Source organism: Geodermatophilus sp. URMC 63 (assembly GCF_053502565.1).
This window is the reverse complement of the sequence record NZ_CP199956.1, coordinates 5255730-5274349: the sequence shown is the minus strand read 5'-3', so window position 1 is coordinate 5274349 and position 18620 is coordinate 5255730. Positions and strand designations below refer to the sequence as shown.

At 73.3% G+C, this 18620-nt stretch carries 18 protein-coding genes; 5 read left to right on the top strand and 13 right to left on the bottom strand.

Annotation, left to right across the window (positions count from 1 at the left end; translation table 11 throughout):
* Positions 1 to 162: 162 nt before the first annotated feature.
* Positions 163 to 1197, top strand: a complete 1035-nt coding sequence (locus ACWIZO_RS25560) for a hypothetical protein (RefSeq protein ID WP_448640380.1) — start codon at positions 163 to 165, stop codon at positions 1195 to 1197.
* A 325-nt stretch (positions 1198 to 1522) separates the two neighbouring features.
* Here ACWIZO_RS25560 and ACWIZO_RS25555 read toward each other — a convergent pair whose 3' ends face one another.
* From ACWIZO_RS25555 to ACWIZO_RS25535, 5 genes are all read right to left on the bottom strand, one after another.
* Positions 1523 to 1831: a hypothetical protein gene (locus ACWIZO_RS25555; protein WP_448640379.1), complete on the bottom strand. Its 309-nt coding sequence runs from the start codon at positions 1829 to 1831 to the stop codon at positions 1523 to 1525.
* Positions 1832 to 2120: 289 nt separating this feature from the next.
* The gene (locus ACWIZO_RS25550) at positions 2121 to 2564 is read right to left on the bottom strand and encodes a hypothetical protein (protein WP_448640378.1); all 444 of its coding nucleotides are present in this window, start codon (positions 2562 to 2564) and stop codon (positions 2121 to 2123) included.
* Between the two features lie 100 nt (positions 2565 to 2664).
* The gene (locus ACWIZO_RS25545) at positions 2665 to 4605 is read right to left on the bottom strand and encodes a primary-amine oxidase (RefSeq protein ID WP_448640377.1); all 1941 of its coding nucleotides are present in this window, start codon (positions 4603 to 4605) and stop codon (positions 2665 to 2667) included.
* Positions 4602 to 5639, bottom strand: a complete 1038-nt coding sequence (speB, locus tag ACWIZO_RS25540; RefSeq protein WP_448640376.1) for an agmatinase — start codon at positions 5637 to 5639, stop codon at positions 4602 to 4604. The genes ACWIZO_RS25545 and speB overlap by 4 nt, the downstream gene beginning before the upstream one ends.
* A gap of 161 nt (positions 5640 to 5800) precedes the next feature.
* Entirely contained in the window at positions 5801 to 6316 is a 516-nt protein-coding gene (locus tag ACWIZO_RS25535) for an amidohydrolase family protein (protein WP_448643008.1), read from the bottom strand.
* A 23-nt stretch (positions 6317 to 6339) separates the two neighbouring features.
* Here ACWIZO_RS25535 and ACWIZO_RS25530 point away from each other — a divergent pair, with 23 nt between their 5' ends.
* Positions 6340 to 6843: a TetR/AcrR family transcriptional regulator C-terminal domain-containing protein gene (locus tag ACWIZO_RS25530; protein WP_448640375.1), complete on the top strand. Its 504-nt coding sequence runs from the start codon at positions 6340 to 6342 to the stop codon at positions 6841 to 6843.
* Positions 6844 to 7112: 269 nt separating this feature from the next.
* Positions 7113 to 8645 carry an APC family permease gene (locus ACWIZO_RS25525; RefSeq protein ID WP_448640374.1) on the top strand — a complete coding sequence of 511 codons (1533 nt, stop codon included), beginning with the start codon at positions 7113 to 7115 and terminating at the stop codon, positions 8643 to 8645.
* A gap of 19 nt (positions 8646 to 8664) precedes the next feature.
* On the opposite strand, the gene ACWIZO_RS25520 is transcribed toward ACWIZO_RS25525, so the two are convergent.
* The 5 genes from ACWIZO_RS25520 to ACWIZO_RS25500 form a co-directional block, all read right to left on the bottom strand.
* A complete protein-coding gene (locus ACWIZO_RS25520) occupies positions 8665 to 8982 on the bottom strand; it encodes an antibiotic biosynthesis monooxygenase family protein (RefSeq protein WP_448640373.1) in 318 nt (105 codons plus the stop codon).
* A gap of 17 nt (positions 8983 to 8999) precedes the next feature.
* Positions 9000 to 10085, bottom strand: coding sequence for an S-(hydroxymethyl)mycothiol dehydrogenase (locus ACWIZO_RS25515; RefSeq protein WP_448640372.1), 1086 nt, complete (start codon positions 10083 to 10085; stop codon positions 9000 to 9002).
* Positions 10086 to 10095: 10 nt separating this feature from the next.
* The gene (gene betA / locus ACWIZO_RS25510; RefSeq protein WP_448640371.1) at positions 10096 to 11781 is read right to left on the bottom strand and encodes a choline dehydrogenase; all 1686 of its coding nucleotides are present in this window, start codon (positions 11779 to 11781) and stop codon (positions 10096 to 10098) included.
* 82 nt (positions 11782 to 11863) lie between these two features.
* Complete coding sequence (locus ACWIZO_RS25505; RefSeq protein ID WP_448640370.1) at positions 11864 to 13036, bottom strand: NAD(P)/FAD-dependent oxidoreductase; 1173 nt, start codon at positions 13034 to 13036, stop codon at positions 11864 to 11866.
* Entirely contained in the window at positions 13033 to 13365 is a 333-nt protein-coding gene (locus ACWIZO_RS25500; protein ID WP_448640369.1) for a bifunctional 3-phenylpropionate/cinnamic acid dioxygenase ferredoxin subunit, read from the bottom strand. The genes ACWIZO_RS25505 and ACWIZO_RS25500 overlap by 4 nt, the downstream gene beginning before the upstream one ends.
* A gap of 117 nt (positions 13366 to 13482) precedes the next feature.
* Here ACWIZO_RS25500 and ACWIZO_RS25495 point away from each other — a divergent pair, with 117 nt between their 5' ends.
* Entirely contained in the window at positions 13483 to 14274 is a 792-nt protein-coding gene (locus ACWIZO_RS25495; protein WP_448640368.1) for an IclR family transcriptional regulator, read from the top strand.
* Between the two features lie 229 nt (positions 14275 to 14503).
* Entirely contained in the window at positions 14504 to 15625 is a 1122-nt protein-coding gene (locus ACWIZO_RS25490) for an aromatic ring-hydroxylating oxygenase subunit alpha (RefSeq protein WP_448640367.1), read from the top strand.
* A gap of 48 nt (positions 15626 to 15673) precedes the next feature.
* Here ACWIZO_RS25490 and ACWIZO_RS25485 read toward each other — a convergent pair whose 3' ends face one another.
* The 3 genes from ACWIZO_RS25485 to ACWIZO_RS25475 all read right to left on the bottom strand — a co-directional run bounded on the left by ACWIZO_RS25485 (position 15674) and on the right by ACWIZO_RS25475 (position 18564).
* Positions 15674 to 16366, bottom strand: a complete 693-nt coding sequence (locus ACWIZO_RS25485) for a hypothetical protein (protein ID WP_448640366.1) — start codon at positions 16364 to 16366, stop codon at positions 15674 to 15676.
* 76 nt (positions 16367 to 16442) lie between these two features.
* Positions 16443 to 17603, bottom strand: a complete 1161-nt coding sequence (locus ACWIZO_RS25480; protein ID WP_448640365.1) for an MFS transporter — start codon at positions 17601 to 17603, stop codon at positions 16443 to 16445.
* Positions 17604 to 17991: 388 nt separating this feature from the next.
* Complete coding sequence (locus tag ACWIZO_RS25475; protein ID WP_448640364.1) at positions 17992 to 18564, bottom strand: hypothetical protein; 573 nt, start codon at positions 18562 to 18564, stop codon at positions 17992 to 17994.
* Positions 18565 to 18620 lie beyond the last annotated feature (56 nt).

Below are 18620 nucleotides of genomic sequence, written 5' to 3'. Positions count from 1 at the left end.
CGCTCCGCTGAGCCGGCCGCGGACCTCGTGCCCCGAGACCTTCGTCCCTTCCGGCGGGTGGTGCTCGACCGGAGCCTGGGGACGGATGGCCCTGGAGGGTCCGGCGCGGTCGTTCCCGCGACCGTCGTGCCGGCGAGGTGGCGACTGGTGGAGGAGCTCCCGATGGTCGAGACCGGAGCCTCATCGACGGATGTCGTACCCGTCCGCTGGCCCGAGGAGGTCGATGCCGTCATCGGAGGAGATCTGACGGCCGCTGCTGCCTACGTGACCGCCGCCGGCGGCGCCGTGGTGACCGGTGTCGCGCCGTGCGGGTCGGCCGATCGATCCCGGGGTGTCGTCGGCTTCACCACGTCCCTGGGGTTCCCGCAGAAACTGCGGCGGATCGTCCGCGACCCGCACGTGTCCCTGGCCTTCCACGCCCGGGAGCACGGGTTCGCCGACTCGCCTCGGTTCGTTCTCGTCCAAGGGCTCGCGACGGTCGACCTCACGCCGTCGAGGACCCGTCTGGAGTCCTTCATGCCCCAGGCCGAACGCTTCACGGGACAGGTGCAGCGGGGCCCACTGTGGGACCGACTGTTGCACGAGTACTACTGGGAGCGGGTGTTCATCGACATCTCGGTGTCGCGCATCATGGCGTGGCCGGACACGTCAGCCACCAGCGAGCCGGAGGTGTACGGCGCGCCTCCGCCGCCGGCACCGCCTCCTCAGGCGCCGCCGGAGCTCGGCGTCGCCCCCCGCGTCGACGTGGCCCGGCTGACCCGACGGGTCAGCCGGCTGGCGCACCAGCTCCTGGCCTATCGGGGCGCCGACGGTCTCCCCGTCGTGGTGCCCGTCCGGGTCACCGGCCACAGCCCGGCCGGGCTGCACCTGGCTGCGACTCCCGGACTGCTGCCCCCAGGTGATCGACGGGCCGGCCTGCTGGCCCACTCCTACCGATCCGGACTCATCGGTCTGAGCACCCGAACGGGCACCGGTTGGCTCCACCCCGGAGGCGACGGGCGGGCCGTCTACGCCCCGCACACCGCCAAGGGGTTCTTCGCTCCTCCGGCCAAGACCCTCCTCCTCGTCAGCAACGGACTGATGGCGAAGCACGGCGTCCGCCGAGCGCGTGCATCCGGGCTGGTCGAGGAGCTCCAGCGCCTCGCCGAGAGCCGACCGGACCCACCCGCCGCCGAGGCTCCCGGGGGGTGGAGCTGAGGCTCCCGGGCGGTGGAGACGTCGACGACGGCGGATCCGGACCCGGGAGCGGCCGCCGTCGTCGTGCCGTGCGCGCGCACCGTGACGTCGCGGCGGAGGACGAGCTCATCCGGCGCCGCGGGCCGTGAAGGGGCTCGACGACGTCGAACTGGCCACCTCGGAGTGGGTCGAGGAGCACGACGACCGCCGGCTGCACACCGCACCTGCCACGACCTGACCCCCGGTCGAGTACGAGCCTCCTGACGGTCGACACCCCGGGTCTGCGGACTCGCCGGGGTGGTTCGAACAGGTGTCGTCCGACGCGGAGCGAGAGCGAGGTCGTCCCTCAGACGGCGATCGCCGCGCTGGGGATGATCAGGCCACGTGGCTCGAACTCCACCAGCACCGGGTCACCCCGCCGAGCATGTGCGACCGACACGGTGTCCATCGCCGGCCAGACCACCTCGGCGAAGAAGCGGTGGCACTCGTCCTCGGACTCCCAGATCTCGAACACCTCGAAGCCATCGTCCGTCGCTCGGCCCACGTGCAGCAGCAGACCGTCGGCCCTGCCGGTGCTGCGCCGCCCCACCTCGGTGTGCAAGGCGTCGTAGAACTCGGTCGAGGCCGGGACCTTCATGACGAGCCCATGGGTCATGGCGAACTCCGCTCTCGTCTGCGGCTCGCCCGGTGGTCCCACCGGACGAGGGGATGTCCAACCCATGGGAAACGATGTGGCGTCACCGTGTCGTCACGGCGTCGTCACGTCGTGACGCCGCCCAGCACGACTGCGGTCGACTCGTGATCGTCCTGCGCGAGCGGCTCATCGCCTTCTGGCTCGTCGTCACGGCGGCAAGCACCTCCTGCCCGGTGCAAGGCCTGATCCGGGGGCCGCACCCCTGTCCTGGAGCCGCATCCAGGGTCGCCGCGGTCCTCGACCCACTCGGTCACGGCAGGGATGCCCCCTGCGGTGGCAGCAGGCTCGACGCGCCCGGTCGTTCGCTCCACCGACACCGCGGTCGTGGTACGGACAGCGCGCGTGCTCCCCGCGCCGCGGCCAGCAGCAGCGCCACCACCGCGAGCAGGCCCGCGACCGGCCCGGCCCAGGCGGCGAGGTCGGTCGCGGTGGAGTGCACGTGCGCGGTGAGCACCGGCGGGTGGGCGAGCAGCATCGCCGTCGTCAGGACGACGTGTGCCCCCCACGCCGCCCGGCCCGGCCGCCGCCACAGGTGCACCGCGCACAGCAGGCAGGCCGCCGACAGCAGCGCCATCCCGGCGTGCGGCGCGGCGAGCAGCGCCAGGCCGTGCACGGCGGCGCAGCCCGCCGCGGCCCCCGCCGCGCTGTGCGCGAGGAACCGCGGCAGGGCCGCCGCACCGAGCGGCTGCGTCATCTCTCCCGGCCCTCCTGCAGGTGGGAGGACCCCGTCCCCCTCACCCCCTGCGATCTCGGGGCGAGCCTCTGGACGGGGCCGTGGGGGCAGGGGGGTCCTTCTAGTGACACGAGCCCGGGGCCGGCGGGACGTCGAGCGCGGGGTTGCGGTCGAAGAAGCCGACCGGCTTGAGTTCGAAGGAGAACACGTCGACCGGCATGACCGGCCAGTCCTCCGGCCGCGGCACGTGGTGGATGCCGAACACGTGCCACAGCACCACGTCGGTGTCCACCAGCGGGCGGTCGGCCTGCTGCCACTGGGGCAGCCCCTCGTCGCGGCGGCTCTGGTTGCAGAACTCGCCCGAGGGCCAGCGCTCCTCCTCGTCGAACCGGCTCACCCACACCGGGTGGTCGATGACCTGCGCCCGCTGCCGGAACGGCGCGCTCGGGTCGGCCAGGGACGGGATCGCCGAGTTCGGGTACAGCTTGTAGCCCGGCGCCGTCCCCAGCCGGTTGGGCCTGGTCCGGTTGACCACCTTGAACGACCGCTGGGTCGCGAAGTCGACGTCCAGCCGCGCCTGCGACTCGCGCTCCACCGGCCGGCTCCGGGTGACGACGGCGAGGCCGTACGGGTTGTCCTCCGACACCGGCAGCGCCTCGCTCTCGGTGACGACGACGGTGTTGTCCGGGCCGTCGACCTCCATGTCCAGCCGCGCGACGACGAAGTGCTGGTGGATCGGCGCGTAGGTGCGCTCGTCGACGACGGTGCCGTAGGCCGGCGGGCTGTCCTCGTAGGCGCTGGTCACCATGATCCCGGTGGCGCGGACCTCGCACTGGATCGTGCCGTCCTGGTAGAAGCGCCAGTAGGTCAGGTACTCGTAGTTGGCCACCGTGGCGTGGAACGAGACGACCATCCGCCGCGACCGCCGCACCTCCGCGCCGGCCTGCTCGTCGACGTGCTTCCACAGCACGCCGTCGTCCTCCTCGTGCAGGCAGATGGCGTTCTCGATGGGATAGGGCTCGCCGCGGGTGTCGTGCAGGACGGCGTCGACGTAGGTGATGTCGCCGAGGCAGTCGCAGCCCAGCTTCAGCGACGTCGTCATGAAGCCCAGGCCCCACTCGCCGATGTCGAACGCGGTGCGCCGGTGGTGGTCGGGACTCGGGTCGCGGTAGGGCACGACCATCTCGGCGAACGACATCCGGTGCGCCACCGGCCGTCCGTCGTAGGACACCCGGTGGATCACCAGGCCCTCGCGGTGGTTGAAGCCCAGCCGCATCGACCACTTCTGCCAGCGCAGCTCGTGCCCGTCGAGCTCGAAGGAGACGCCCTCGGGCTGGGTGATCTCCAGCGGGCGGACGTCGGTGCGCTGCTGCAGCCCCGGCACGAGGGCGGGCACGTACTCGCCCATGCCGTCGGGCTGCGCCGGCGGCGCGGTGTCCTCGACCTGCAGCAGCTCCATCGTGTTGAGGTCGACGACGAAGTGCAGGCCCATCACCGGGTTGGCGTAGGGGTTGCCGTTCGGGGTCGAGCGGCGCCACACGTCGGTCCAGCCGACGCGGCGGTCCTGCAGGCCCTGCGGGATGAGCGAGTGGCCGTAGGCCCAGGTGTCGATGAGCACCAGGTCGAGGTCCGTGATGCCCCGCTCGGCCAGCGCCGCGACGACGTCGGGGTGCCGGATGAGCACCTCGTGCGCCTCGTGCCACTCGTCGAGGGTCATGTTCGCCTGCTGGCCGGGCACCGCCTCCCACGAGATGACGGCGTCGTCGGTGAGCGAGACGACCGCCTTGTACGGCGTGCCCTCGTCGCGGCTCCACACGGTCACCCGGGCCTCGCGGCGGATCGGGTCGCCGGGGGTGAAGGCGCGGACGACGTCCTTGGCCGGCTCGCGGAGCTCGATGGAGGCGAACCGCCAGCGCTCGTCGACCCCCTTGTCCCGCCGCAGGACCGCCGCGGCGGCGCGGAACTCCTCGGGTGCCAACGGGTCGAGCGGGTGTGGGGTGCCGGCGGCCGCGCGCGTGCCGGCCGAACCGGCGGCGGAGCAGGACGTCGCGAGCTCGGTCATGACGGGTCCTCCTGGGTGTCGGGGCGGTTGGCGAGCAGGGGCAGGGCGGGGTCCCAGCGGGTGCCGTCGCGGGCGTCGCGCCGGCGGCGGGCCAGCGCCGAGAGCGCCTCGAGGACGACGCGGTTGGCCAGCGCCGCGGTGATGTCGGCGTGGTCGTAGGGCGGGCTGACCTCGACGACGTCGATGCCGACGACCGGCAGCTCGAGGCACAGCCGGCGGACGGCGTCGAGCAGCTGGCGGGCGGTCAGCCCGCCCGGCTCCGGCGTCCCGGTGCCCGGCGCGTGTCCGGGGTCGCAGACGTCGATGTCGACGGAGAGGAAGACGCCGTCGCACTCGTCGGTGGCGATGCCGGAGGCCTCGGTGAGGCAGGCGTCCAGCCCCCGGTGCCCGATCTCGGTCATCTCGTAGGACCGCATCCGCTGCGCGGCCATCCAGTCCAGCGTCTCCGGCGGCGGCCAGTAGCCGCGCAGGCCCACCTGCAGGAACCGGTCGCCGCGCAGCGCGCCGGACTCGATGAGCCGGCGCATGGGCTGGCCGTGGCCCCACAGCGAGCCGAACTCGATGTCGCCGGTGTCGGCGTGCGCGTCGAAGTGGATCATCGACACCCGGCCGTGGCCGAGCACGTTGGCCACGCCCTTGGCGTCGGCGAAGGCGATCGAGTGGTCCCCGCCGAGCACGACCGGGATCGCGCCGGACCGGGTGACGGTCTCGACGGCGGCCTCCAGCGCGGGCAGCGCCGTCTCGATGTCGCCGGAGTACATCTCGACGTCGCCGGCGTCGAGCACGCGCAGGTCGCGCAGCCCATCGGTGCGCAGCGCCAGGCTCGGCCGCGACCCGTCGTGCGGCAGGTAGTCGGTCATCCGGATGGCCTGCGGGCCGAAGCGGGTGCCGGGGCGGTGCGAGGTGCCGCCGTCGAAGGGCGCGCCGAGCACGACGACGTCGGCGCCGGCGAAGGAGGCCGGGTCGTCGAGGTCGCAGCGGTCGACACCGAGGAAGGTGATGTCGGGCCCGAACTGGGCGCCGTAGCGGGTCATGGCGGGGTCCGATCGGAGCGGGTCGGGGCGGTGGGCCCTGAAGACGACGGAATCCGTGGTTGGAGACAAGCTATACGACGATTACCGTGCCGCCAAGCCTCCCAGCGGTGGAGCGCGGGGTCAGCCGTCGACCGTCGCGGCCCGGTGGACGGCACTGCCACTCACCGTGGTGAGCACGACGGGGCGTCGGCCAGCTCGTCGGGCGGCGCCTGCAGAGGGTCGACGGCGAAGGCCGTGAGGTCCGCCCGCATCCCCGGGGCGATGCGCCCCGAGCACGCTGCCTCGCCGGCCGCCCACGCGGACTGCGTGGTGTACCCCTCGAGGGCCATCAGCGGCGTCAGTCCCTGGTGCGGCTGCACGGGGGCGACGTCGGGCTCGCCCGCGGGACGGCGCAGCTGCGCGTCGGCGAGAACCCGCCGGGGGTCGAAGGGCGCCACCGGCCGGTCCGAGCCCAGCACCAGCGGCACGCCGGCGTCGCGCAGGTCCCGGCAGCGCCAGGCGCGGCCGCCCCGCTCCGGGCCGAGCCGGGTGGACGAGTTGTCGGTCTGGTCGGCGCGGGTGAAGTGGGTGCAGTGGGTCGGCTGCATGCTGGCCACGACGCCCTGGCGCACGAAGGCCCCGATGAGCGCGCTCGGCAGCGTCTCGATGTGCTCGATGCGGTGCGCCCCGGCCGTCAGCCGGTCTGGCCGCCCGGCTCGGCGTGAGCGCGGCGTCGATCTACCACCACGTCAGCGGGCGGCAGGAGATCGTGGAACTGCTGCGCGAGCGGCTGGTCGTCCGCCTCGAGCTGCCCCGGCTGGACCGGTCGGGGTGGGGCGCGCAGGTGGCGGCCTGGATGCGCTCCTACCGGCGGGCGCTCGCCGAGCACCCCAGCCTCATCCCGCTGCTGAGCGAGCAGACCATGACCGCCGGGTCCGTGCTGCTGGGCTACGACCGGGTGGCCGCTCTCCTCGGGAAGGCAGGCTTCCCCGAGGACCAGGTCGTGCTGTGGGTCGGCGTGCTGGACAGCTACGCGCTCGGTTCGGCTCTGGACCTCGCGGCGCCCGACGAGGTCTGGCGCGTCGGGGGCGGCGACACCCCCGCCCTGGACGCCGCCCTGCGCGCGGCTCCGCAGGGGCGGGCGCGCGCCGACGCCGCCTTCGACCTGGGGCTGGACGCCCTGCTGGCCGGGATGCACGCCCGGCTCCCGGTGTCCGGCGGCTGAGCCCGCAGGGTCTCCCGACCTCGGGACCACCGACGGAAAAGCCCGATCCGGTGCAGGAAACGCGCACGAAACAGTCGTGGGGCACGCTGCCTGCGCTCGGATCCGTGCACGACGGCCATGCCGGACTGTCGACGGGTCCGGTGCCGGGTGTACAGGTCGGCGACTTCCCCGCGGGACGGTGGAGTGGCCTGCTGTTCCCCTGTGAGGCCCGGCACACCTGCCCGGCCGACGACGGGCCGCTGACGGCGGTGCGACGAGAGGAGGGCCGCATGGCGGTGGGACAGGACCGGGGGACCGGGCAGCAGACCGATCTGCGGACCAAGGGGCTGGCGGGCAACTCCGTGGGCCTGCTGGCCAGCGTGGTGCTCGGGGTCTCGAGCATCGCGCCGGTGTACGCGCTGACGGCCACGCTGGGCCCGACGGTGACCGAGGTCGGCCTGCAGATGCCGGCGGTCTTCCTCGCCGGGTTCCTGCCGATGCTGCTGGTGGCCTACGCCTACCGGGAGCTCAACCGGGTGGCGCCGGACTGCGGGACGTCGTTCACCTGGACGACCAAGGCGTTCAACCCCTACGTCGGCTGGCTGTGCGGCTGGGGTGCGCTGCTCGCGACGATCATCGTGCTGTCCAACCTCGCCGGCGTCGCCGTGTCCTTCTTCTACCTGCTGCTCGGTGAGATCACCGGCTCGGAGTCGGTGGCCACGCTGGGCGACGACAAGCTGGTCAACGTCGCGACCTGCGTCGCCTTCGTCGCGCTCGCCACGTGGATCACCTACCGCGGCGTCGAGGTCACCAAGCGGCTGCAGTACGTCCTCGTCGGCTTCCAGATGGTCGTGCTGGCGCTCTTCGCCGTCCTGGCGTTCGTCAAGGCCGGGTCCGCACCCGGCAGCATCCCCTTCGAGCTGTCGTGGCTGGACCCGACGGCGATCACCTCGTTCAGCGCCTTCACCGCCGGTCTGTCACTGTCGATCTTCATCTACTGGGGCTGGGACACCTGCCTGACGGTCAACGAGGAGACCGCCGGCAGCGCCCGCACGCCGGGCCGGGCGGCGCTGCTCACCATGGTCGTCATCATCGTCACCTACCTCGTCACCGCGGTCGCCGTGCAGATGTACGCCGGCGTCGGCACCAAGGGCACCGGCCTCGGCAACCCCGAGACCGAGGACAACGTGTTCGCCGCGCTGGCCGGCCCCGTCATGGGCCCGGGCCTGGCGTTCCTGCTGTTCCTCGCCGTCGTCGCGAGCTCGGCGTCGTCCCTGCAGACGACGTTCCTGCCGCCCACCCGCACGCTGCTGGCGATGGGCACCTACGGCGCGATGCCCCGCCGCCTGGCCGAGGTGCACCCGCGGTTCCTCACCCCGTCGACCGCCACGCTGGTGGCCGGGGTCGGCACCGCGGTGTTCTACGTCGGCATGACGCTGATCAGCGAGAACGTCCTCATCGACACGATCTACGCGCTCGGCCTGATGATCTGCTTCTACTACGGGCTGACCGCCTACGCCTGCGTCTGGTACTTCCGGCACGAGCTCTTCCGCAGCGCGCGGGACCTGGTGTTCAAGGGCCTGTTCCCGCTGGTGGGGGCGCTCATGCTCACCGCGGTGTTCGTCCAGACGGCGGTCGACACCCTCGATCCCGCCTACGGCAGCGGCTCGTCGGTGTTCGGGATCGGCAGCGTCTTCGTCATCGGGATCGGGCTGCTGGTGCTCGGCGCGGTGCTCATGCTGGCCTGGCGGGCGCGGCACCCGGAGTTCTTCCGCGGCCAGACCCTGCGGGTCGACACGCCCTCGCTGGTCTTCGACGAGTGAGCCGGTGCGCCGTCCCCGGTCACCCGTCGGTGGCCGGGGACGGCGTGCCGCGCAGGGGCGCGAAGTGCTCGACCGTCGGGAACGGGTCGTAGAAGGGGTGCAGCAGCCGGCTCCACTCGCGGTAGCCGGCCGAGCCGCGGAAGCCGACGGTGTGGTCCTCCAGCGTCGCCCAGGTGACCAGCAGCAGGTAGGTGCCGGGGCGCTCCAGGCACCGGGACAGCGTCAGCCCGCCGAAGCCGGGCGTGCTCGCGATGATCGGCTCGGCCTCGGCGAAGGCCGCCTCGAAGGCGGCCTCCCGGCCGGGCCGGACCGACAGCAGGGCGTGCTCCAGGACCATCCCGGCACGGCGCCGCGTCAGAGGACGACGACGGAGCGTAGGACCTCGCCGGCGTGCATCTTCTCGAAGGCCTTCTCCACGTCGTCCAGCCCGATGGTCTCGGAGACGAAGTCGGCCAGCGGGAAGCGGCCCTGCCGGGACAGGTCGGCCAGCAGCGGGAAGTCCCGGGAGGGCAGGCAGTCGCCGTACCAGGAGGACTTGATCGCCCCACCCCGGCCGAACAGCTCGATCATCGGCAGGGTCAGCTGCATGTCCGGGGTGGGCACCCCGACCAGCACCACCCGCCCGGCCAGGTCACGGGCGTAGAAGGCCTGGGTGAACACCTCCGGACGGCCCACCGCGTCGATCGCCACGTCCACCCCGAAGCCGTTGGTGACACCGCGGATCGCCGCCACCGCGTCGGTGTCGCGGGAGTTGACGGTGTGCGTGGCGCCGAACTGCTGCGCCCACGCCAGCTTGCGGTCATCGACGTCGACGGCCACGATCGTCGTCGCCCCGGCCAGCGCCGCCCCGGCGATCGCGGCGTCGCCCACCCCGCCGCAGCCGAACACCGCCACGCTCTCCCCGCGCTGCACGCCGCCGGTGTGGATCGCCGCTCCCACGCCGGCCATCACCCCGCAGCCGAGCAGGCCGGCGGCGGTCGCGGGGGTGGCCGGGTCGACCTTCGTGCACTGCCCGGAGTGCACCAGCGTCTTGTCGGCGAACGCGCCGATGCCCAGCGCGGGGCTCAGCGCGGTGCCGTCGGCCAGGGTCATCTGCTGGGCGGCGTTGTGGGTGTTGAAGCAGTACTGCAGCTGCCCCTTGAGGCAGGCGCGGCACTGGCCGCAGACGGCCCGCCAGTTGAGCACGACGAAGTCGCCGACGGCGACGTTGGTGACGCCCTCGCCGACGGCGGCGACGGTGCCGGCGGCCTCGTGGCCGAGCAGGAAGGGGAACTCGTCGTTGATCCCGCCCTCGCGGTAGTGCAGGTCGGTGTGGCAGACCCCGCACGCGGCGACGTCGACGACCGCCTCACCCGGACCGGGGTCGGGCACGACGATCGTCTCGACGCTGACCGGTGCTCCCTTGCCGCGGGCGACGACGCCCCTCACCTCGTAGGGCACAGCTCCTCCTTCAGGCCTGGCCGGCGGCCTGCGGGGCCGCGGCCGGCTGGTGCCGGTAGAACTCGACGTGCTCGGGGGCCAGCGGGGTGTTGCCCAGGATCAGGTCGGCGGCCTTCTCGGCCAGCATCATCACCGGGGCGTAGATGTTGCCGTTGGTGACGTAGGGCATCGCCGAGGCGTCGGCCACCCGCAGCCCCTCCAGCCCGTGCACCCCCATGGTGGTCGGGTCCACCACCGACAGCGGGTCGGTGCCCATCTTCGCCGTGCACGACGGGTGCAGTGCGGTCTCGGCGTCCTTGGCCACCCAGCTGAGGATCTGCTCGGGGGTCTCGATCTCCGGCCCGGGGGAGATCTCCCCGGCGCTGTAGGGCGCGAACGCGGGCTGGGCGAAGATCTTCCGGGCCACCTGCACGGCCTCGACCCACTCGCGCCGGTCCTGCTCGGTGGACAGGTAGTTGAACCGCATGGCCGGGTGCACCCGCGGGTCGGTGCTCCTGATCTTCAGGGTGCCGCGGGCGTCGGAGTACATCGGCCCGATGTGCACCTGGTAGCCGTGCTCGCCGGCCGGCATCGACCCGTCGTAGCGCACCGCGATCGGCAGGAAGTGGAACATCAGGTTCGGGTAGGCGACGTCGTCGTTGCTGCGCGCGAAGCCACCGGCCTCGAAGTGGTTGGTCGCCCCCAGGCCCCTGCGCAGGAACAGCCACTGGGCGCCGATGCCCGGCTTGCGCCACCACTTCATCCCCGGCGCGATGGACACCGGCTGCTTGGCTGCGTGCTGGATGTAGACCTCGAGGTGGTCCTGCAGGTTCTCGCCCACACCCGGCAGGTCGGCCACGACGTCGATGCCGAGGGCACGCAGCTCCGAGCCGCTGCCCACGCCGGAGAGCTGCAGCAGCTGCGGGGTGTTGATCGCCCCGCCGGAGAGCACGACCTCACCGGCGTGCACCGTCTTCAGCGGGCCGCGGCCGTGCCGGTACTGGACGCCGACGGCGCGCTCGCCCTCGAACAGGATCTTCGTGACGAAGGCGCGGGTCTCGACCGTGAGGTTGGGCCGGTCCATCACCGGGTGCAGGTAGGCGCGGGCGGCGCTGAGCCGGCGGCCGCGGTGCACGTTGCGGTCGAAGGGGCCGAAGCCCTCCTGCCGGTAGCCGTTCAGGTCGTCGGTGAGCGCGTACCCGGCCTCCTGCGCGGCGGCGAGGAAGGCGCCGAACAGCGGGTTGGTGGCGGGGCCGCGCTCGAGCACCAGCGGGCCGTCGTGCCCGTGGAACGGGTCGTCGGGAGCGGCGGCCAGACAGTTCTCCAGGCGCTTGAAGTAGGGCAGGCAGTGGGCGAAGTCCCAGCTGCCCATGCCCTCATCGGCGGCCCAGCGCTCGTAGTCCATGGGGTTGCCCCGCTGCCAGATCATCCCGTTGATGCTGCTGGAGCCGCCGAGGATCTTCCCGCGGGCGTGGTAGACCTTCCGGCCGCCCATCCACGGCTCGGGCTCGGTCTCGTACTTCCAGTCGTAGAACCGGCTGCCGATCGGGTAGGTCAGTGCCGCGGGCATGTGCACGAAGACGTCCCACCGGGAGTCCTTGCGCCCGGCCTCGAGGAGCAGCACCCGATTGCCCGGATCGGCGCTGAGCCGGTTGCCGAGCGCGCTGCCCGCGGACCCGCCCCCTACGATGACGAAGTCGTAGTGCTGCTCGGACATGGACTGCTCCTCGGCGCGGTCGCGGTCGATCGGTCGGGTGGCCTGGCTGGGGAGCGGTCCGGCGGACGGCGTCCCCGGCGGGTCAGGGGACGGCGGGCTCGGCGGCGCGCAGCTGCCGCCGCCACCGGGTGAACAGCCGCGGCTGGTCCACCCCGAGGACGGCGACCGGGCGGCCCTCGCGCTCGTAGACGGCCAGGAAGCTGCGCTCGGCGAGGTCCCCCTCGAGCACGCGGACGGCGTCGCCGTCGCGGCGGCTGCCGGCGAACTGGATCCGCGAGCCGTACTGCTCCGACCAGAAGTACGGCACCGGTGCCGGCCCCGACGGCTCGTCGCCCAGCAGGGCGGCCACGGCGGTCGCCGGCTGCTCGAGGGCGTGCGTCCAGTGCTCGCTGCGCACCGCGCGGCCGGCCTCGGCCGACCAGGTCGCCGCGCAGTCGCCGACGGCGACGACCCCCGGGAGCCCGGTCCCGCCGCGGGCGTCGGTGACCACGCCGTCGGCCAGGGGGACGCCGGAGCCGGCCAGCCACTCGACGTTCGGGACGGCCCCGATGCCGACGACGACGACGTCGGCGGGCAGCCGGCGCCCGTCGGCGAGCTCGACGGCCTCGACCCGCGGCGCGCCGACGAGGCGGGCCACACCGGTGCCGGTCAGCAGGTGGGTGCCGTGGTCGGCGTGCAGCCCCGCGCACACCGTGCCCATCTCGGCGCCCAGCGGCCCGGCGAGCGGGACCGGCAGCGCCTCGACGACGGTGACGTCCAGGCCCAGGCCCCGGGCGGTGGAGGCCACCTCGGCGCCGATGAAGCCGGCGCCGATCACGACCAGGGAGCGGGCGGCGAGCAGGTCCGCGCGCAGCGCCAGCGCGTCGTCCAGGGTGCGCAGCACGTGCACACCGGCCAGCCCCTCCGTGCCGGGCAGCCGACGGGCGCGGGCGCCGGTGGCCAGGACGACGCCGTCGGCCCGGACCTCGCTGCCGTCGGACAGCCGGACGGAGCGGGTCGCGGGGTCGAGGCCGACCGCGGCGGTGCCCAGCCGCCACTCGAGGTCGAGCGCCTCGTCGGCGGCGGTGCCCAGCGCGACGTCCTCGAGCGTGCTGGTGCCCGCCAGCAGGTCCTTGGACAGCGGCGGGCGGTCGTAGGGGGCGTGCGGCTCGTCGCCGATCACGACCAGGCGCCCGTCGAAGGACCGGGCGCGCAGCGCGCGGGCGGCCGACAGGCCCGCCAGCGACGCCCCGACGACGGCGATCGTCGCGGTCACGCCGCGCCCTCCTCGGCGGGGCTGAGGGACACGTGCACCACGCCGTCGACGACCGACACCGCGTGCGTGCGCACGGGGGTCTTGGCCGGGGGGCCCGACGGCTGCCCGGTCCGCAGGTCGAAGCACGAGGCGTGCAGCGGGCACTCGACGGTGCAGCCCTCCAGCCAGCCGTCGGCGAGGGAGGCGTCCTGGTGCGTGCAGGTGTCGTCGATCGCGAAGAACTCGCCGTCGGCGTTGAAGACGGCGATCGCCACGTCGGCCGTCACGTCGGCGCTCACGCGGAGGGCCTCTCCCGGGGGGAGGGCGCTCGTGGGGCAGACCGGGATCATCGGACCTCCGTGGTTGCGGAAGGCGCAACGTCGCTCTTCTGACGGAACAGCGTGACAAGGAAGCAGGGCGACGTCAAGAAACGGATTCGTTGTGACCGCTGTCTCTACGCTGGGGGAGTGAGTGTCGAGCAGATCCCCAGCGGGGAGCGCGGGCCGGCGGCCCTGGTCCAGTCCGTCGACCGGGCGCTCGAGGTCCTGGAGATCCTCGCCCGGCGCGGCGAGGCAGGGGTCACCGAGATCGCCGCCGAGCTCGGTGTGCACAAGTCCACCGCGTCCCGGCTGGTCGCCGTCCTGGAGGGTCGGGGCCTCGTGGAGCAGCTGGCCGACCGCGGCAAGTACCGCCTGGGCTTCGGCATCGTCCGGCTCGCCGGTGCCACCGTCGCCCAGCTCGACCTCGCCCAGGAGGGGCGCCGGGCCTGCGAGGAGCTGGCCGCCGACGCCGGTGAGACGGTCAACGTGGCCATCCTCGACGGCGGCCGGGCGGTCGACGTCACCCAGGTGCGCGGCGGGGCGACGATCAGCACGCACAACTGGGTGGGGCGCGGGACACCGCTGCACGCCACCTCCAGCGGCAAGGTGCTCCTCGCGTACGCGTCCGTGCCGGTGCGCAAGGAGGTGCTGGCCGGTCCGCTGGAGCGCTACACGGAGGGAACGGTCACCGACCCCGACGTCCTCGAGCGGGAGCTGTCGGAGATCGAGCTCCGCGGGTGGGCCGTCAGCGTGGAGGAGCTGGAGATCGGCCTCAACGCGGTCGCCGCCCCGGTGCGCGACCCCGACGGCCAGGTCATCGCGGCGGTCAGCGTGTCGGGCCCCTCCTTCCGGCTCTCCCCGGAGCACCTCGAGGAGCTGGGGCCGCGGGTCGTCGCGGCGGCCGACGAGTTGAGCCGGCGGCTGGGGTTCTTCGGCTGACGGCGGACACGCCCGGGAGGCCGTTGTGCAGAGCGCAACGCTCGTCGTAATCTGCAACACACGTGGTCGCCGGACCGCCCGCCGGGACCGGTGAGGTCCACTCCGCTCGCACCGCACGCCACCGCACCGCACGCCACCGCACCGCACCGCACCGCACCGCACCGCACCGCACTGTCCGACCGCCGGCGTCCTGCCGCAGGGGCGCCCGATGCCACGCCCGAGGTGCCGCATGACCGCGACCGACCTGCCCGCCAGCCTCATCCGCACGCTGCCCGGGCAGTACTACACCGATCCGGCCGTCTTCTCCCTCGAGCAGACGCGGGTCTTCGAGACCACGTGGACCTGCGCCGTGCGCTCGGCCGACCTCCCGGCGCCCGGTGCGTTCCGCAAGGTCCAGGTCGGCCGGGAGAGCGTCCTGGTCGTCCGCGGCCGCGACGGGCAGCTGCGGGCGTTCCTCAACATCTGCCGGCACCGCGGCGCGCAGATCTGCACCGAGGACTCCGGCCAGGTCAGGCGGGCCCTGCAGTGCCCGTACCACGCCTGGACCTACGACCTGTCGGGCAAGCTCGTCGCCGCACCCAACCTGACCAAGATGCCCGACGTCGACCGCGACCGGTACGGCCTGGTCCCGGTGCACCTGCGCGAGTGGCTGGGCTACGCCTGGGTGTGCCTGGCCGACGAGCCGCCGTCGTTCGAGGACGACGTGCAGGGCGCGATCGCCGAGCGGCTCGGCGACCTGGAGTCCATCGAGCGCTACGAGCTCGACCGGCTGTCGGTCGGGCGGCGGATCACCTACGACGTGAAGGCCAACTGGAAGCTGATCGTCGAGAACTTCATGGAGTGCTATCACTGCGCGACGATCCACCCGGAGCTCACCGAGGTGCTCCCGGAGTTCGCCGACGGCTACGCCGCGCAGTACTTCGTGGGGCACGGCGCGGAGTTCGGCGAGGACGTGCGCGGCTTCACCGTCGACGGCAGCGAGGGGTTCGACAGGCTCCCGGGCGTCGAGGAGGACCAGGACCGGCGCTACTACGCCATCACGGTCAAGCCGACGGTGTTCGTCAACCTGGTGCCCGACCACGTGATCTTCCACCGCATGTACCCGCTGTCGGCCGACCGGACCGTGGTCGAGTGCGACTGGCTCTACACCCGCGAGGTGGTCGAGTCCGGCCGGGACGTGTCGCGGTCGGTGGAGCTGTTCCACCGGGTCAACGAGCAGGACTTCGCCGCCTGCGAGCGCACCCAGCCGGCCATGTCCTCGCGGGCCTACGCCGACGGCGGGGTCCTCGTCCCCTCCGAGCACCACATCGGCGCCTTCCACGACTGGCTGACCCAGCGCCTGGCCGACTGAGGGCCGACCCGGGGCGGTGCCGGGGCCGGTCGGCGTCGAGACGACGGCTCAGCGCCCGTCCCGGCAGAAGGCGAGCACCCGCCCGCCCAGGGCCTCCAGGCGCAGCGTCGTCCCGGCGACGTCCACGAGCGTCCGCGTCCGTTCCGACGACGGTCGGCCGGACAGCCGGATGGCGAGCAGGGCGGCGAGCGCGGGCACCCGGTCCGGGGCGACGGCGCCCGGGACGTCGGGCAGCCTCACCGGCACGTCGCCCCAGCCCGGCAGCGTGCAGCCGACGAGGTCCGTGACCCGGACCGCGCGGCGCAGGGGGTCGGCGAGCAGCCGGTCGAGCACGCTGCCCGGCGCGTCCGCCACGGCCAGCACGAGCGGCGGCCCGGCCTCCGCGACCAGGTCGGGCCAGGCGTCGCCGCCGGCGACCAGCGCGTCGGCGACCTCCCCGTGTACGAGCGTCACCGGGCGGCGGCGGTCCGGTGGGGGCAGGTGGGCGCCCGACACCGTCGGCAGGAGTGGGGAGGCGCCGGGATCCGGGACGGTGGCGGCGACCAGGTCGGTCAGGGTGCCGACCACGGCGCCGGCGCCGGTCGGGCGGCGCACCGTCCACCCGCCGGGCACGGCGCGGATCGCCCTCCCCCGGGCGGCCGCCGCAGCGATCACCGCCGCGGCGGCCGCCCGGGCGGTGCGCAGGCCGAGGACGGGCGAGGCCCAGTCCGCGGCCGAGGACGTGCCGCACGCACCACACACGCCGGACCTCCGGTGGATCGGGGAGACGATCCCCACCGGCGCGGAGCCGCAGCGTCCGCGCCGGTGGGATCAGGTGTCAGCGCGCCGGGAGGGGAGCCTCCGACACCCCGGCGCCCTCCTTGGTGCAGCCGAACGTCACCAGGCCGGAGGCGACCGTCCCCAGTGCCCCCACCACCAGGGCGGCGGTCGTGAGCTGCGCACCGGCGGTGAGCATCGAGGTGATGACGACACCCGCCACGATCGCGCCGATCTGGCCCAGGCTGTTCACGAACGTCGTCCCGGTGGCGCGGCTGGCCGTGCTGAAGCAGTCGGCCATGAAGAACAGCAGCGCGCTGTAGGGGCCGATCTGGAAGAACAGCCCCAGGCTGAACAGGGTCACGACCGCGACCGCGCCCTCGGCCACCGTGCACATGAGCGCGAAGGCGATCCCGCCCAGCACCCAGCCGACGGCGATGGTGTTCCGCCGGCCGACCCGGTCGCCGAGCCAGCCGTGGAAGACGTAGCCGGCGAAGGCGACCGCGTTGCTCAGGATGAGGATCACCAGCGCGTTGCTGAAGGACACGCCCGTGCCCTCGGTGAGCACTGTCGTGCCCAGGACGCTGAAGGTCTGGGTGCCGAACCAGTTGAGGAAGAAGGCGACCGACAGGAACACCGTGTTGCGGGCGAACCCGCGGCCGAAGATCGCGGCGAAGGGCGCCTTCGGCTCCTCGACCGGCATGCCGTGGGACCGCAGCAGAGCCTGGGCCTCCACGACACGCCCTGCGCGTCGGAGCTGCCGCGCCCGGTCCTGCAGCTGCCACTGCGGGGACTCCTTCATCTTCCGCCTGAGGATGACGACGAGGACGGCCGGGAAGACGGCGATGAGGAAGCAGCCACGCCACCCGACGAGCGGCAGGAAGATCGCCGTCAGCAGCGCCGACAGCAGGACGCCGATCGGCCAGCCGCCCTGGACGAGGCTGTAGAAGAAGCCGCGCCGCCGCTTGATGGCCTCGTCCTCGGTGACGTCGTAGATCTCGTTGAGGTAGGCGGCGTTGACGGCCTGCTCGCTGTAGCCGAGCCCGGCGATGCTGCGGACGCCGACGAGGTAGGCCGGGTTCATGGTGGCCGCGGTCGCCCCCGAGGCGATCGCGGTCCCGGCCAGGGTGGCCATCATCCCGCGGCGACGCCCGATCCGGTCGACCACCGGACCGAGGACCAGGGCGACGACGAAGGTCCCGACCGCCACCCAGGTGGCCACCGCGGTGGCCGTGGGCGCCCGCGGTGGCCGTGGACGCCGACCACCCGTAGGTGGCGGAGATCTCCGGCAGCAGGGTCCCGAACAGGATGAAGTCGTAGACGGCGAAGACCCAGGCCAGGAAGGCGACCCCGGTGGCGAACCGGGTGTCCCTCACGGTGATGCGGTTGGGCTGCCAGCCGTCGGCGGCGAGCCGGTCGGACTGGAGCTGGCGGTCGGGGGGAGGGAGGGTGGCGCTCACAGTGCTCTCCTTCGAGCCACGTGCGGGCTGGACGGGGACGGGCGGCGCGGAGGGCGCCGTCCCGGTGCGGGGCGGACGGCCGGGCAGCCGCCGCCGGTCGCCGGCGGGCGCGGATGGGCGCCCGCCGGTGACGGTCGGGGGAGCCGGGCGTCAGGCCCGGCGCGGTGAGCGGGCGGCGAAGTCGTCGGCGATCTGGTCGAACGTCGTCCAGCGGACGCCGGCGTGGGCGTTGACGTGGGCGATGAGCCGCTCGAGCATCAGCAGCACCTGCGGCCGGCCGGAGACGTCGGGGTGCACCGTGAAGGTGACCACCGCGTAGTCCATCTCCCGGTAGACCCAGTCGAACTGGTCCTGCCACATCTCCCCGAGATGGCGGGGGCTGACGAAGCCGTGGCTGTTCGGGCCGGCCTTGATGAACATCATCGGCGGCAGGTCGTCGAGGTACCAGCTCGCCGGGATCTCGATGAGGTCGGTCTCCTCGCCGCGGACCAGGGGCTTCATCCAGGTGTCGGCCGGCCGGGAGTAGTCGATCTTCGTCCAGCTGTCACCCACGCGGACGTAGTACGGCTCGAAGTCGCGGTGCATGAGCGAGTGGTCGTACTTGATGCCGCGCTCGAGCAGCAGTTCGTTGGTGACCGGGGAGAACTCCCACCAGGGGGCGACGTAGCCCGTGGGACGGCGTCCGGCCCGCTTCTCGATGAGCTCGATGCAGCGGTCGAGCACGGCCGACTCCTGCTCCCGGCTGGCGCCCCCGCCTCACCCGACCGGGTGGGGCGGGG

Coding starts and splice junctions, on each gene's coding strand:
- ACWIZO_RS25560 (WP_448640380.1), top strand. CDS start 163: ATGGTCGAGACCGGAGCCTCATCGACGGATGTCGTACCCGTCCGCTGG.
- ACWIZO_RS25555 (WP_448640379.1), bottom strand. CDS start 1,831: ATGACCCATGGGCTCGTCATGAAGGTCCCGGCCTCGACCGAGTTCTAC.
- ACWIZO_RS25550 (WP_448640378.1), bottom strand. CDS start 2,564: ATGACGCAGCCGCTCGGTGCGGCGGCCCTGCCGCGGTTCCTCGCGCAC.
- ACWIZO_RS25545 (WP_448640377.1), bottom strand. CDS start 4,605: ATGACCGAGCTCGCGACGTCCTGCTCCGCCGCCGGTTCGGCCGGCACG.
- speB (WP_448640376.1), bottom strand. CDS start 5,639: ATGACCCGCTACGGCGCCCAGTTCGGGCCCGACATCACCTTCCTCGGT.
- ACWIZO_RS25525 (WP_448640374.1), top strand. CDS start 7,113: ATGGCGGTGGGACAGGACCGGGGGACCGGGCAGCAGACCGATCTGCGG.
- ACWIZO_RS25520 (WP_448640373.1), bottom strand. CDS start 8,982: ATGGTCCTGGAGCACGCCCTGCTGTCGGTCCGGCCCGGCCGGGAGGCC.
- betA (WP_448640371.1), bottom strand. CDS start 11,781: ATGTCCGAGCAGCACTACGACTTCGTCATCGTAGGGGGCGGGTCCGCG.
- ACWIZO_RS25500 (WP_448640369.1), bottom strand. CDS start 13,365: ATGATCCCGGTCTGCCCCACGAGCGCCCTCCCCCCGGGAGAGGCCCTC.
- ACWIZO_RS25490 (WP_448640367.1), top strand. CDS start 14,504: ATGACCGCGACCGACCTGCCCGCCAGCCTCATCCGCACGCTGCCCGGG.